The organism is Marinigracilibium pacificum (assembly GCF_012926615.1).
Lineage (GTDB): Bacteria > Bacteroidota > Bacteroidia > Cytophagales > Cyclobacteriaceae > Mangrovivirga > Mangrovivirga pacifica.
In genome coordinates this window covers 139,993-155,170 of record NZ_JABBNU010000010.1, presented here as the reverse complement: position 1 = coordinate 155,170, position 15,178 = coordinate 139,993, and the positions used below count along the sequence as shown (strand labels likewise).

The following is a 15,178-nucleotide window of genomic DNA, read 5'->3' as shown; positions in this document are numbered from 1 at the left end:
CCCAATAATTTCTATGAAAATATCAAATAAAGGTTGGGTGATTATTACAACAGTATTACTGGTATCATTAGTATTCATGTATTACTTTCTAGTCTTTGTAAAAGATAAAGAACGTGAAATAATAAATGATAATTTCAGGGTGCTAACTCAAATGAGTAGAAATTTCCATCAGGTAATTGAAGGTAATAAAAGGATATTTGAGACTAGGTTAAAAAATTCTTTTACCAAAGGAATGACTGATAATAATCTAACCTATAGTGATATTAATGTTGGTTTTGGTATAAATGGTATATTACTATATACATCAGTTAATTCTGAGAAGGGAATTGATGATACTAAAGATTTGATAAATAAATACGCTCATTTTGGAAATGAGCAGTTACAACTAATTTATATAGAAAAAATTAATAAATCAGATGAAATAATTAGGCTTATCAAAGAGGATAGTATAAAGATAAAATATGATAGGCTGTTAGAATCTAAGAAGAAAAATATATCTAATATTCCAATTATAGTATTCAGTTTTATTAATTATAATAAGTTATTTAAGTCTGATCTTATTGAAAGAAAAGACGTATTTGATTTTATTTTAATATCACAGATTGACGGTAGTAATCAAAATGTGCTTTACTCAAATCGACCTGGAGGTAGCATATTGTCTTTTGGAGATTCCTTAGGGTTATTGAAAAACAAAGAAGTATTTAAGGTTGATCTGGGGGCATCAAAATACCTAACCTTTAATACAAGAATTGAAGTTAGTGGAAATGAGGAGGTTATTTTGTCAGGGTTTGTTGATGACGAAAAAATGAATAACTCCAAAAGACAGGTGTCTGTACAGTTTCTTACAATTGCAGTCATCGGAGTAATACTTTTACTCATTGGGCTACCATTAATCAAGCTTAGAGTAATGAGTACTTTTGAGAGACTGTATATAAGGGATATTTTATTTTCAGGTATATCTGTATTATTTGCTGGTTCATTGTTGGTATTGATTTCAATATTTCTCATAGACCATTTAATTAATGAGAAGAAAGCTCAGGATAAAAATTTGGAATTACTTTATAATAAGATTACTACACAATTGTATAAAGAATTAGATAATGCCTCAAAGAATTTAGATTTATTTGATAGTTTAAGTTTAGCTAGGATACCTGATATACATTTAGTTAAAGGCAATAATAATTTATTTAAATATGCATGGAAAATTCCTAAAGAGGTGTCTAAGGATAGTCCTTTTAGTTATTTCAATGCTGTTTTCAAAGCAGATAGAACAGGAACTCCTTATTTAGTTTTTTCAAGCGAAGTGAACCCGGTAACCGTTCCAAATTTAAAGCATCGAAATTATGTATCAGGTCCTTTTACCGATAGTGGATTCAGATACAAAGATGATTATTATCTGGAATCAATAAGGTCTGTAACAGACGGTAATTATGAGATAGGATTTGGAAGAGAAGTAAGTGAAAGTAGCATGATAGCTACTAGTTTCTCATCTGCAACATTAATGGAGCCTATTGTAGAGCCAGGGTATGGATATTGTGTTTTTGACAATACTGGAAGAACGATTTTTCATTCTGATATATCGAGGAATCTGAATGAAAATTTTATTGATGAGGCAGATTTTAATATCCACAGAATTGAAGGTTCGAAAAGTGGAATAAATCTGATTACTGAATATCATGGTAAGTATCATTTTGTATTTGTAAAAAGTATTCCTGAGATTGAAGGTTTATTTTTAGCCACATTTATTAGTAGTGATTATGTCAACTCTCCTAAGAGTATAATATTATCGACAACTTTCGTATTTCAATTTCTCTTCTTTATGATTTTGCTTGTGGTGTATTATTTGCTTTATTTTTTTAATCATAAAGGATCAATGTTGAAGTTGCAGGTATTTTCATTTAATTGGCTAAGACCGCAGCTTGAAGATGTTAATGTTGTTAAACCTATTTATTTAAATCTAATATTAATTAATCTCAGTGTAATCATTTTGAATCTGACTTTGTGGTTGTTTGTGCATCAGCCTGTTATTCTGTTTCTTGATTTAATAATTAATACTACGACAACAATCATAATTCATTATGTTTTATTAGTTCCAAATGCCCCTTTTCATAAGCGAATTTTCTTCAGAAACTCATCGTTTATAAAGGCGCGATATTTATTAATGATCTTGGGAAGTATTTATGCCTTTTTCATATTAGTAAAGGTTATGATATTAGGTCAATCATATGAATTAATTGATTTGGGTCTTTACTTGATATATTTTGGAGTTGCAGTTCTTTTTTTAGTGTATAAGAGAACGAAAAAAAATAAGCATATAAAAAATTCATATAATGTATATATTTCCTATTTATTCAGCTTTATTGTTTTGATTTCTGTAGTCCCAACATTGATTTTTTATTCAATAAGTAATCAAATCGAAGCTGAAATACTTTTCGCAGCAAATAAAACTAATCTTGAAGCACAAAATAATGGATGGGCAAACCAAAAGTTAAAACAATACCGAAATTTAAATTCTAATCTCATTGGAGACTATACAGTATATGAAGCAAAAAGGTTTGTTGAAGAAATGGCAAGTACGGGGTTTCATGAATTAGTAATACCTAAAAAAATCCAGTATTCAGGGGTGAATTCAGTTTCTGACTCGCTCTTTAAGGAGTTATATTCAACAATTAGAGTAGAGTTTAATGATTATGGATTTAACACATCTGCATATTTAAAAGAGAGCAATTCTTCAAATAAGAAAAACACCATTACTAATAGTATTGGTATTTCACTATTAAGAGGAAGAATATTCTATGAAAATTATAATTGGGTTTATTATATCATTCTCTGTGGCATATTTTTATTTGGTATATTTTTAATCATTAGATATTCCATATTTAAAATATATGGTTTTCGATATAAATCATATGCGAAAAATTTGGTTCCTATCAATAATCTTGATTCAATTGGTCAATTTTTGATTGATAAGCTAAAAAAATCTCCTCTCGATGAGAGTTCATTTAATAACATTTTTTTAAATGGAGTAAACGCATCTCATTTGTTTGTTATCAGAAATAAATTGAGAGATGATTTTAATCAATCATTTATTAATATTGATTTCCTGGATATTAAAAATAAGATTGAAGGAGTAGGTTTAGCGTCTGGTGACGATAATAAGAATGAGGATGGTAAAAATGAAATAGATTATTATTCAATATCATTTTGGAATAAAATTGCGATTGCTCCCGAAAATGCTATAAAAGGTCTTGTATCATGTCTTAAGGATCCTTGTGAAGACAGAAATATTGATATCATTTATGTATATATTGAACATTTTGAATTGGGGTTCAATGATTATGAGTTTAATAAAATCAAATTAGATTTATTAAGTTGTTTAACAGACAATCCACATATCAGGGTAATTATCTCCTCAGAAATTAGCCCATCTAAAATTTTCAATTTTTATGAAGTATCCATGCAAAGTGTGGAAGAGGTGATGCGGCTTAAGAAAGAAGCAAAAGTTGAAAAGCAAGAAGTCTTATTTCGTTATCGAACTGATTATAAACGTTGGCTACATCTTTTGGGAGGTTTTTATCGACTTACAATACCATTTGAGTATGAAGGGAATAAACACCTTGAAAATATCGATAATATATACGAACATGAGCTAAATAATGGGAAATATTTAATAAAGCTCAAGGAGGTTTTGGAGAAAGATAAAAGGAGGAGGAATCCAAATATACCTGATGATCAAATTATTCTTTTGATCCAGGAGATAGTTTACCCTTATTATTTTTCAATTTGGAATTCACTCTCCAAAGAAGAGAGATATACAGTTTATGATATAGCCAAAGATAAATTTGTAAATACCAATAATGTAGATGGCATCATTGATCTGCTTCATAAAGGAATCTTGGTGTATGATTCATCCTTAAGATTAATGAATGAGAGCTTTGCAAATTTTGTCCTTTCAAATGTGGATAGCGATGAGGCTTTAGCTAGGGAGCTTGAGAAAAGAGAAGGGGGGACCTGGAGTACAACATCGTCTGTGTTGATAATTTTAATATTCAGTTTGGTAGTGTTTATAGGCTTTGGTGAAGTTAGTTTCTTAAGTGATATAAATGCATTAATCAGTTCGATGGCAGCAATTTTTGCTATCCTTCCTAGAATAGGAGGGTTGTTAAAACCAAGCAGTTAAATTTAATTGTCTTTTATAAAAGATAATTATCTTTATTAAATGAAAGCAGCAACAATGGCCCAGCTAAAAGGGGAGCTAAGCTATCGCGATCCTCAGGAACTATTTGATATCTGCCTGCGATTAGCAAGGTTTAAGAAAGAGAATAAAGAATTATTGACCTACCTTTTATTTGAGTCTCATAATGAGCAAGGTTATATCGAGCTAATCAAAGAAGAAATTGATGATGAGTTTGATTCAATAAATCAGACACATCTATATTATGCGAAGAAGAGCCTGCAAAAAGTTCAGAGAAACCTTAATAAATACATTAGATATTCGGGAGATAAGCAAACAGAGATCGAGGTTCTCATCTACTTTGCCAAATCCATGAAAGATTCAAGAATTGACTTGAGGGGATATACAGTGATTTTTAATATGTATGAGAGGCTTTTAAACAGGATAATCAAAGTCAATAAAAAACTTCACGAGGATTTACAAGCTGATTATCAACGGGAAATTGATGAGTTAATAATGCTATAAAAAAAAGGCGCTGAAATCTCAGCACCTTTATTATTTCTTTGGTTTCTATTTAAACCATATTGTGATAGACGTTTTGAACGTCATCGTCATCGTCAAATTTTTCTAATAGCTTTTCTACATCTGCAGCTTCTTCTTCTGATAGACTTTTCGTAACTGTAGGGATACGTTCAAAGCCCGAAGAGATAATCTCGATACCTTTTTCTTCCAGAGCTTTCTGGATAGCTCCAAAGCTTTCAAAGGATCCATAAACCATTACTCCGTCTTCTTCATCAAAGATTTCTTCTGCACCAAAATCAATTAGCTCAAGTTCTAACTCTTCAATGTCGATGCCTTCTTTATTTATCTTGAAATGGCAGTTGTGATCGAACATGAATTCAACCGATCCTGAAGTGCCCAGGCTACCATCACATTTATTGAAGTAGCTACGTACATTGGCAACAGTACGGTTATTATTATCAGTAGCAGCTTCAACAAGAATAGCTATTCCATGAGGTGCATAACCTTCAAATAATACTTCTTTATAATCGCCCTGTTCTTTTGAGGAAGCTCTTTTTATTGCTCTCTCAACATTATCTTTAGGCATATTGGCTGCCTTGGCGTTTTGCATGATTGCACGTAGCCTTGAGTTTGTATCCGGGTCAGGTCCACCGGCTTTAACTGCAATTACAATATCTTTACCGATACGGGTAAAGGTCTTAGCCATCTGGCCCCAGCGCTTGAACTTACGCGCTTTTCTGAATTCAAATGCTCTTCCCATGATATTTAAGTAAAATAAAGCGGACAAATATAATAATATTGTTTTTTAAACGGTTCATTGAAATTGAATTTTAAGGTTAATTGTTGTACTTAATCGTCAACTTCTTTTATGTCAATTCGAATTGTCCTTCTGATACGGTTAATTTCAGAACTATTATATCTTCTAATTATTCCAGACTTCACAATTTGAATTCCTCCTGCATTTACTTCACAGTTTGAAGGAATACTACTCGAAGATATGATTTCAATTTTCTCTTTTGTATGAACTTGTTTATGTGATCCTTGAATTATTGATAAACATCCATTTTCAATATTTACTTCATCCAGATGAATAAAAATGGTGAATATCTTATCTATAGCATCCTCATATTTATATATAATTTGATCTTGATGCCACTTTATTTTATCTGTTGTTGTTTCTGGTTTTAAGTTTAAATAAGTATTACAGATTTCCCATTTTTCAGAAATAGACTCTATTATTCTTTTCAAATTGAAGTTTAAAATTATTTTGGTCAGATCAGGGATTTCATCAATTAAATTATCAATATTTTTCAGTTTTGGTGTTTTGGTGTTTTGGTAATACTGAATTATTCTTCCTATTTGACCTATCTCTTTACGACTGAATACATAATTTGTGATTATAGATCCTTTGTGCTCTAATCGTGGTTTATAATTGTGAAGCTTTTGTTCATTTAACTCCGTAGTATATAAATCAATAGCATGATTTAACCGTTGTTTTATAATTGATCTTAACCGGGGAGGAGAAATTACTTTCATTCGATCTCCAAAACCTAAGATCTCCCTTTCTAATTCAAAATTTAGCTGGACATTTAATTTTATTGTTACTCCTTCATCAGATATGTTTATTACCTCTTGACTGTGGTGAATAGGCTTTGTTAATACATAAGGAGCATTACTATGATCAACTAACAAAATTACTTCTTGCAATATTCCGCCGGTGCTCACACCTATCACATGCTTGAAATAGTTGGCTATTTCATTTTGATCAAAGTTAATGCAGCTTGTTTCGCCTATTTCTAGACTATTGATTCGGTCTAACGCTAAAAGGACATATCCTGAGTTTTGATTTCTTTTTCCTAAAACGAACCAACGATTTCTAAATTCCTTCAATAATGCCGGATGGAATTTAAACGTATTTGCCTTTCTGGCCTTAAATGATTGATATTCCAGTGAAAGTGATTTTTTATTAAGAATTGCTTTATAAACCGGATCAATATATTCTAAACCTTTTAAATTTTCATTTTTCTCAAGATCAATAATTGGATGCTCATTTGTTTTGGATACATGTATCTTGTCTTCCAACTTTTGTACCATTCCTGATAATTCTTTGAAATGCGAAAACCCTTTAAATTGTTTTAAAATATTTGTCACTTCTGTGAGTTTGTTCAGGTCTTTATCTGTCAATGGAATATTAGTGATCGAGTATTCGGGATCTTTATAAGTGTAATACTTCCTGTCTACTACAATGATGGGCGCATTATAACCAAGTTTTTCACTGCGCATCATTTGAATATCCATTTGCACAGTTCGACGACTAACACCTTTATCAATTCCTTCAAATTCATATAATGCTTCAGAGCAGACATTAATTAAATCATCCAAAGTCCATCTTTTTTGTCTGTTTCTAAGGCAATTATCAATGGTTTTGTATCTGATTAGGGCATTTCTTGTTACAGGCATAAATAATTTTTTTTATAAAAAAATGAAAATAATATTTATTACGCAAAAACATTGCGCAGTAGGTGCTGACTTTTGAAATATCAAACGGGATAAAAGCATCCCGAATTAAGAAGCCCCCTCTGCAAATGGCAGAGGGGTTATGAAAAGGGGAAGCGCCAAAGATGGAGAGTTGGGCCGGACTGTAAATCCGGTGCTTTATGGCTGAGCAGGTTCGATTCCTGTCTTCCCCACAAGATTGTTCTTTGATAAAATATTGTGCTTTCAGCACTAAAGATCTTTTCACAGAGTGAAAAGCGAAGGGAATATATAACCAAAATAACCTGATGAGAGTCTCTGTATGGCTCCATAGTATCCGTAAGGATATGCTGTGTTTTGGCAAAAATGATTCCCACCATTTGTTTGTGTACGAGGGTTCGAATCCCTCCATTATGTAATACATTATGTAGCTAAGCGGTATAGCAACAAACCCTTGAATTGTGGGTTCGAATCCCACTCCTAATCATCACTTAGGGTAGTGTAATTGGTAGCACGCCGGACTTAGGATCCGATTTATTACAATTTGCTGAAAGTATCATTGAAAGTTCCAGCTTGTATTTGATTTCGATCAGTATGAGCAATCCGGGTAGTGTCCTGATTTTAGGTTATCCCAAACTTTTAGGTGACCTGCTTTTATTCAGACAGCCTGATCCTTCTCAAATTTCTGGAAGGTAATGGTCCTCTTTTTAAAATCAGATTACAAAAAATAAAAGGAAATCTTAAATCCACAGTATCTGGAGGAACAGCAATGATACTTTCTTCTTTAAAGAATTTTTTATTTTAAACTATATAATCATGAAAAGGATTAGAATTAATGCAGGTAAAATTGGTTTAATATTTAAAAAAGGTGATTTCCAACGGGTAATCAGTCGTGGTGCACATTGGCTTGCATTTGGTGAGTCAGTTGAGCAGTATGACCTTACCAGAAGATTTAATCCTGTAGAACCATTGGAGTTATACTTAAATGAGTCTTCAATAATTGAGCTTATACATTTGATAAATGTAGGAGATAACCAAATCGTATTAAAATATGAAAACGGAAATTTTACAGAGGTCTTAAAACCTGGTAGATATGCCTTTTGGAAAGGACTTATTGAATATAACTTCAAAGTTATCGATCTTACTAAAACAGAAATAGAGGAAGAAATAGAACTTCTGGCCTTGAAGCGATCAGAATTAGTACCTTATATAAGAGTCTCAAAGATTGAGTCATTCGAAAATGGTATATTATTTTTAAATGGAAAAGCAATAAAAGTGCTTACTCCTGGAGAGTATTATTTCTGGAAGAACTCAGTTGATGTTAGTGTATCTAAAGTAGATTTAAGACAGCAACAAATGGAAGTTTCCGGTCAAGAAATTCTTACAAAGGACAAAGCTTCCTTGCGTGTGAGTTTTTATGTTCAATATAAGGTGATTGATATTAGTAAAGCGTTGGTTGATAACAAGGATTTTGAGAAGCAATTTTATGTCCTTATCCAGTTTGCGTTACGTGAGTACATAGGCTCAATGACTTTAGATCAGTTGCTTGAAGATCGTGATAATATTTCAAGATATGTCTTTAATTTTCTGGAGACGAAAGTAATGGAACTTGGTATTGAAGTAAAAGGTGGTGGATTAAGAGATGTGATTTTACCGGGTGAAATGAAAACTATCATGAATCAGGTTCTTGTAGCTCAAAAACAAGCTCAGGCAAACGTGATTACTAGAAGAGAAGAAACCGCTTCAACCAGAAGCTTGCTTAATACAGCAAAGCTAATGGAGGAAAATGAAATGCTATTTAAGTTGAAGGAGATGGAATATGTAGAGAAAATAGCAGAAAAAGTAGGAGAGATTAGCCTTAATGGCAATGGTCAAATGATCGACCAGTTAAAAGCAATCTTTTCAGGAGTAAAATTAGATAAATAGAGTGCCCTGTTTTAGGGTGCTATTTTTAAGAAATCAAAAATGGAAAATATAAAAATTACCGGAGATAGGATTTTGAGATTGGGCTTTCCAGAGGGGAAGGTTGTGGGTGAGTTATTAAAAGCATTGAACTCACCTAATTTTGAACTCTCAGAAAATGAAGTAGAGAATTTATTAATTGATCTCAAAAATAATCCTGTTAAATATCTTGATGATAAGAGGTTTATGGATGCAGCAAGTGAATTACTAAAGCCTGTTGATCTTGTATTGCAACTAAAAGATACCCCGGATCCATATAAAGTATATGGAGCAGATGGTATTGAAGAAGGGGCATTAAGCCAAATGGAAATAGCCATGAGATTACCAATAGCTAAGGCAGGCGCATTAATGGCTGATGCACATCAAGGTTATGGACTGCCAATAGGTGGTGTTTTGGCTACTGAGAATGCTGTGATTCCTTATGGAGTTGGTGTTGATATTGGTTGTAGAATGTGTATGTCAATTTTTGATATTTCTGAATCCATAATTGATGAAAGAAGTAGTGATTTAAAGAACATGTTGATCAATAATGCCAGATTTGGTAGAGATACATTTAAAAATCCGAAGGATCATGAGGTTTTGGAAAATAGCCTTTTTAATGAAATTGACATAATCAGAAAACTAAAGGATAAAGCAGCTTCTCAGATCGGTTCTTCAGGAGGTGGAAACCACTTCGTTGAGTTTGGAGTTACTACTATTGAGTCAGCAGATAATGAGCTAAACCTCCCTAAAGGCAGATATTTGGCTGTGCTTTCTCATTCAGGATCAAGGGGAATGGGAGCTGCAATAGCTAATCACTATACTAAACTTGCAATGGCTAAATGTGATCTGCCGAAGGAAGCAAAACATTTGGCATGGCTAGACCTTGACACCGAGGAAGGGCAGGAGTATTGGTTGGCAATGAATCTGGCAGGAGATTATGCCTCTGCTTGTCATCATCAAATTCATGAACGAATGGCAGTGGGATTAAGGGCTAATCCTGTAGCTATGATCGAAAACCATCATAATTTTGCATGGAAGGAAAAAGATGCCGAAGGAAATGAGGTTATAGTTCATCGTAAAGGGGCAACGCCTGCAGGAAAGGGAGTGCTTGGAATTATTCCTGGAACAATGACGGAGCCTGGATTTATTGTCCGTGGAAAAGGTAATAATGATTCTGTTAATTCTGCGTCTCATGGAGCAGGAAGGGTAATGTCAAGAACAAAAGCTAAAAGTACTCTCAATCCTGAAAATGTTAGCAAGTATATTTCTAATGCTGGTGTTGAAGTAATTGGCTCGGGACTTGATGAAGCACCAATGGCATATAAAAATATTCATGCGGTGATGGAATCTCAAAAAGACCTGGTTGAAGTCTTAGGAACATTCCAACCAAGAATTGTTAGAATGTGTGGTGATAAAAAGTTTAGAGAAGAAGATTGAAAGTTTTCTTGGTTTACTTTTGTGGCTTGTTATTTCTAAGTTTCAAACTATGTTTTTGTATAGAAAAGAGGACATATTCTGTCCTCTTTTAATAATTTTCCAGGTTTAAATTCGTTTACTTCACTTATTATTAAATGATGTTCTCATAACAAATGAGTTATAAAAATAAATACTTGTTGATATTAATAGGTTGCGTTTTAATTATCGGAAGTTGTAAGCGTAACAAGGTCCCGATTATTACAAAGATAGAGTTGAGATCTTTAGAGGATGTCATCCACATCGAAGATTCATTAGTAAAGCCGGTTTTATATACAAATATTACCGGGCTTGATTCTCTTCCTGTTGATGAATCAAAAACTAAATTTGTAGATATTATCCTACCAGCCATACTAGTCGTCAAGCATCAGATTTTGACTGATAAAAATAAAGTTGTCGATTTGTTAGATAAGGAAGATTGGGATGAAGAGGACTCACTTTTTGTGAAAGAACAGCAAGTGAAGTTTGGAGCGGATAGTATCCAAGATTTAATTGTTAGAATGGAAACTCATCCTAATAGTATTGTACTAGCCCAGGCTGCTGTGGAAAGTGGGTGGGGGTCTTCCAGGTTTTTTCAAGAGGCAAATAATCTATTTGGAGTGTGGTCATACGATAAAACCGAACCTCGGATCAAGGCCGAAAGTTCAAATGTTTACCTTAGGAAATATGAAACACCTGCAGGCTCTATAGAAGATTATTTTGCTACAATTGGAAGGTCTTTCGCGTATAAAGAGTTTAGAAAAATCAGGTTGAATAATAAAAATGTCAATGATCTTCTTCCTCATCTTTCCAAATATTCAGAGCGGAGAATGGCTTATATTAATCAGTTGAAACGAATGATTGAACAGAATGACTTTACAAAGTATGATAATTATCAAATCGATCCCGAGTTTTTTGAATAGTTATTTGGTAGCACTTTTATGTTTATGCATGTTGTTTTCATGTGGAAGTGAATCAGAAAAAGAAGGGAAGAAAGAAAAAACAGATTCAATTGTTCAAAATTCAGAAAAAGAGGTGGTGTCATTTGTATATCATCGATTTGGAGACAAAAGGTTTCCTTCTACGAATATTTCGATAGAGAGTTTTGAGAGTCATCTGAAGTATTTAACTGAGAATAATTTTAAGTTGTTAACATTTTCTGAAGCAGTAGATTATTTAAAAAATGATTTACCAGAAAATAAGGTGGCAGTTATAACAATCGATGATGGGTATAAAAGTTTTTATAAGAATGCCTTTCCGCTATTAATTAAATATAAAGTCCCAGCTACACTTTTTATTAATACTTCGACAATAGGTAAAGATGATTATATGTCATGGACTGAAATAAAAGAAGTTAATAAAAGGGGTGTCGAAATAGGGAATCATACCCATTCTCATCAGTACTTTTTAAACTTGCCAATTCATGAACGTCATTTGAAGTTTGAAGAGGAGGTGAAATTATCTCAGTCCATAATTAAAGATGAGTTAGGTAGATCGCCAAAAGTATTCGCTTATCCATATGGTGAGCTTGATTTAAAAATGAAAGCGATCATAAAGAAATTAGGATTTATTGGTGCTGCAGCGCAAAACTCGGGTGTTATTCATTCAAATTCTGACAAATTTATTTGTCCAAGGTTTCCAATGACAGATAGTTATGGAGATATATCGGGGTTTGCTCAGAAAGCTAATATGAGTCCATTAAAGATTTTAGAAGGATCTCCATTATTGTTTGATTTAGAAGACCAGAGTGATCAGAAACTTGAGGTTTTATTTGATAAGGGTGAATTAATAATTGATCGATTACAATGTTTTATTCAGGGTAGTGAATGTAAATCACAGATAAGTATTAATGATAAAGGTTTGGTTAGAGTTATTATTCAGCCCAAAGAATTAATCGTAAATAGACGAAGAGTTTTATTTACGATTACAGTTCCCGATCGCAATAATAATTGGTATTGGTATAGTTACTTGTTTATAAGTCCTGATGTTAATTAAGAAGAAATAATTATTCTAATTCATGGTGATTTGTTAATAATAAATTTAATTTTTTGTAGATCATTTTGTAAATTGAATAAATATATCCTCAATTCTACTATGTAAGGGGTTACATCATAAGTTAAACGAATCTATCTGTCAACTATGAGAAGTACAATTTATGCTAATCCGTTAGATCATAAGATAAGGAGAATAATTAAACAGGAAGAGTTTAGGCTAAGTCATATTAATCAGTTTCAAAAATTGACTCCCAGAGAGAAGGAAATAATTGAACTGGTAATCGACGGTTTAAATAACAAAGATATTTCTGATCAATTATTTATTAGTAGGTCAACGGTTGAGCAACACAGAAAAAATATTAACAGAAAATTAGCTGTTCGGAATGTAATGGAGCTGTATCGATTTGCTCTTGCATTTGATCTTGTGTAATTGCGATTTTATATGAATTCAACTAATTATTGAGAAAATCAATTCTATTGATTTGATTAAAAATAACTTTTAACATAAAAGAGTTTAAAGGTTACTTTATTGCTTTTTTGGATATGATTGGTGCTTCCTGATTTTCCTTTAATAATTTTAATTGAAATTAACATAGCAGCTCAAGCTATTTGTAAATTGTATTTATTCTCTCTTATATTCCTCTTGTTTTACCCTAAAGAATAAAATCTATTAATATGTATTTGTGTAATTTCTCATTATTCAGATAATAATTCTGCCTTTCTTGTTATATACATCAATAAAATTTTAAAAAATCTTTCAATTAATTGGAAACGTCCGGAAAATCAATGACTTATATTAAGATTGGAACATGGTATATTTTAATTTGAACACGTTATCAACCCAACATGATTTGAAAAACCAATTATTAAAGATTCAAAATCAGGTAGCAATTCTAATGCTGTTATCATTCTTTGATATACATGCCCAGACTATCATTCAAGGACGTATTTGTGACACTGATGACGGAACTGCCCTAGTAGGTGCAATTGTTTTTATTGCTAATACCACTCATGCAGCTGGAATATAAAAAAAGGTTGGCTAAGATTCTTGCCGGGATCGATGTTGAAAATAAAGAAGTTGTAGTTGATAAATTATCAGGCTATTTTAAAAGAGTTTTTGAACTGAAGTAATTAATGTTTTTATGAAAGCAATTCGTTGTAATAGTTTTGGTCCGCCTTCGACTTTAAAGTTTGAAGAAATTTCAGATCCTGAATCTCCTTCAGAAAATGAAGTATTGATAGAAATTAAAGCTTGTGGAGTGAATTTTCCGGATACCTTGATCATTCAGGGGTTATATCAGGTCAAGCCTGAATTACCTTTTATTCCGGGTAGTGATATAGCCGGAGTTGTTTTGGAGAAAGGTGAAAACGTGAATCATCTGGAGGTTGGAGACAGAATATTTGGTTTTACTCAAACCGGAGGTTTCGCCGAACGAATTGTGATACCGGCAACTCATTGCTTTAAATTACCTCCAAATATAGATTTTCCGGTTGCTGCATCTTTTATGATGGCTTATGGCACATCTTACCATGCACTGAAAGACAGGGCGATGGTGAAAGAAGGAGAGTCGTTGGTTGTTTTAGGCGCAGCCGGAGGAGTTGGACTGGCTGCTGTAGAACTTGGTAGATTGATGGGCTGCAATGTAATTGCAGCTGCTTCGTCAGATCAAAAATTAGAGATTTGTAAAGAATATGGAGCCCATGAAACGATTAATTATTCCACTGAAGATCTGAAAACACGCATTAAAGAATTGACTGATGGAAAAGGTGCAGATGTGATCTATGATCCTGTTGGTGGTAAATATACTGAGGCTGCGTTAAGAGCAAGTGCCTGGGAGGGAAGGTTGTTGGTGGTTGGATTTGCATCGGGTAAAATCCCTGAAATTCTTTTAAATCTACCGCTACTAAAAAGTTGTGATATCAGGGGAGTGTTCTGGGGCAATTTTGCTACAAAGTTTCCAAAGCAGAATTTCCAAAACTCTAAAGAACTACTCACCATGTTGGCTACCGGAAGGCTTAAACCAAGAATACATCAAATTTATCCATTGAAAGAAGCTTCTTTGGCCTTGGAAGAAATCATTTCAAGAAATGTCAAAGGGAAAGTAGTCATTGAAATGGGTAAAGGATGAGGGTAGTTAAATTAAAAGATATTAAGTCACTGATCAATGAGGAATTAACGCCTTCGCTCTGGGTTAAAATCAATCAGGACAGAATAAATATATTCGCTGATGCTACTGATGACCACCAGTGGATCCATGTTGATCCTGATAAGGCAAAGGAGCAATCACCATTTAAAAGGACTATCGCCCATGGGTTTTTATCACTTTCTATGCTTTCAAGTTTGATGAAGGAAGTATTACAAGTTGAAGATATTTCCATGGGGATTAATTATGGATTTGAAAAAATAAGATTTCCTCATCCGGTGAGATCCGGTGATCAGATACGGTTGAAGGCTAAAATTGATGATGTCGAAAAAAGGGATGGAAAAGGCATTCATGTAACATGGAGTTGTATCGTTGAAATCAAAGATGTTGAAAAACCAGCTTGTACCGCAATCTGGAATATAATGCTGATGAATTAATAGGTTCAATAAATACCAGAAAGTAGATCGCTTTTT

General features: G+C 32.9%; 12 protein-coding genes and 1 tRNA gene. 11 read left to right on the top strand and 2 right to left on the bottom strand.

Annotated elements, in window-relative coordinates; genetic code table 11:
* The first annotated feature begins 13 nt into the window (after nt 1-13).
* On the top strand, nt 14-4,180 hold the full coding sequence (locus HH304_RS16225; RefSeq protein WP_169683575.1) for a hypothetical protein: 4,167 nt from the start codon (nt 14-16) through the stop codon (nt 4,178-4,180).
* Between the two features lie 39 nt (nt 4,181-4,219).
* Nucleotides 4,220-4,699, top strand: coding sequence for a hypothetical protein (locus tag HH304_RS16220; protein WP_169683573.1), 480 nt, complete (start codon nt 4,220-4,222; stop codon nt 4,697-4,699).
* Between the two features lie 49 nt (nt 4,700-4,748).
* Here HH304_RS16220 and HH304_RS16215 read toward each other — a convergent pair whose 3' ends face one another.
* Together HH304_RS16215 and HH304_RS16210 are read right to left on the bottom strand one after the other, a co-directional pair.
* On the bottom strand, nt 4,749-5,456 hold the full coding sequence (locus tag HH304_RS16215) for a YebC/PmpR family DNA-binding transcriptional regulator (protein ID WP_169683572.1): 708 nt from the start codon (nt 5,454-5,456) through the stop codon (nt 4,749-4,751).
* An 89-nt stretch (nt 5,457-5,545) separates the two neighbouring features.
* Nucleotides 5,546-7,156, bottom strand: coding sequence for a WYL domain-containing protein (locus HH304_RS16210; protein WP_169683569.1), 1,611 nt, complete (start codon nt 7,154-7,156; stop codon nt 5,546-5,548).
* Between the two features lie 146 nt (nt 7,157-7,302).
* On the opposite strand from HH304_RS16210, the gene HH304_RS16205 reads away from it, so the two are divergent.
* From HH304_RS16205 to HH304_RS16165, 9 genes are all read left to right on the top strand, one after another.
* A tRNA-Tyr gene (locus HH304_RS16205) sits at nt 7,303-7,386 on the top strand.
* A gap of 601 nt (nt 7,387-7,987) precedes the next feature.
* A complete protein-coding gene (locus HH304_RS16200; protein ID WP_169683567.1) occupies nt 7,988-9,097 on the top strand; it encodes a slipin family protein in 1,110 nt (369 codons plus the stop codon).
* 39 nt (nt 9,098-9,136) lie between these two features.
* A complete protein-coding gene (locus HH304_RS16195; protein ID WP_169683565.1) occupies nt 9,137-10,552 on the top strand; it encodes an RtcB family protein in 1,416 nt (471 codons plus the stop codon).
* Nucleotides 10,553-10,704: 152 nt separating this feature from the next.
* Nucleotides 10,705-11,490: a glucosaminidase domain-containing protein gene (locus HH304_RS16190; protein ID WP_169683563.1), complete on the top strand. Its 786-nt coding sequence runs from the start codon at nt 10,705-10,707 to the stop codon at nt 11,488-11,490.
* Nucleotides 11,491-11,518: 28 nt separating this feature from the next.
* Complete coding sequence (locus tag HH304_RS16185; protein ID WP_169683561.1) at nt 11,519-12,562, top strand: polysaccharide deacetylase family protein; 1,044 nt, start codon at nt 11,519-11,521, stop codon at nt 12,560-12,562.
* 144 nt (nt 12,563-12,706) lie between these two features.
* The gene (locus HH304_RS16180) at nt 12,707-12,991 is read left to right on the top strand and encodes a response regulator transcription factor (protein ID WP_169683559.1); all 285 of its coding nucleotides are present in this window, start codon (nt 12,707-12,709) and stop codon (nt 12,989-12,991) included.
* Between the two features lie 421 nt (nt 12,992-13,412).
* Complete coding sequence (locus HH304_RS16175) at nt 13,413-13,589, top strand: hypothetical protein (RefSeq protein WP_169683557.1); 177 nt, start codon at nt 13,413-13,415, stop codon at nt 13,587-13,589.
* Nucleotides 13,590-13,703: 114 nt separating this feature from the next.
* Complete coding sequence (locus HH304_RS16170) at nt 13,704-14,690, top strand: NADPH:quinone oxidoreductase family protein (RefSeq protein ID WP_169683555.1); 987 nt, start codon at nt 13,704-13,706, stop codon at nt 14,688-14,690.
* The gene (locus tag HH304_RS16165) at nt 14,687-15,142 is read left to right on the top strand and encodes a MaoC family dehydratase (RefSeq protein WP_169683553.1); all 456 of its coding nucleotides are present in this window, start codon (nt 14,687-14,689) and stop codon (nt 15,140-15,142) included. Before HH304_RS16170 ends, HH304_RS16165 begins: the two co-directional genes overlap by 4 nt.
* The last annotated feature ends 36 nt before the right edge of the window (nt 15,143-15,178 follow it).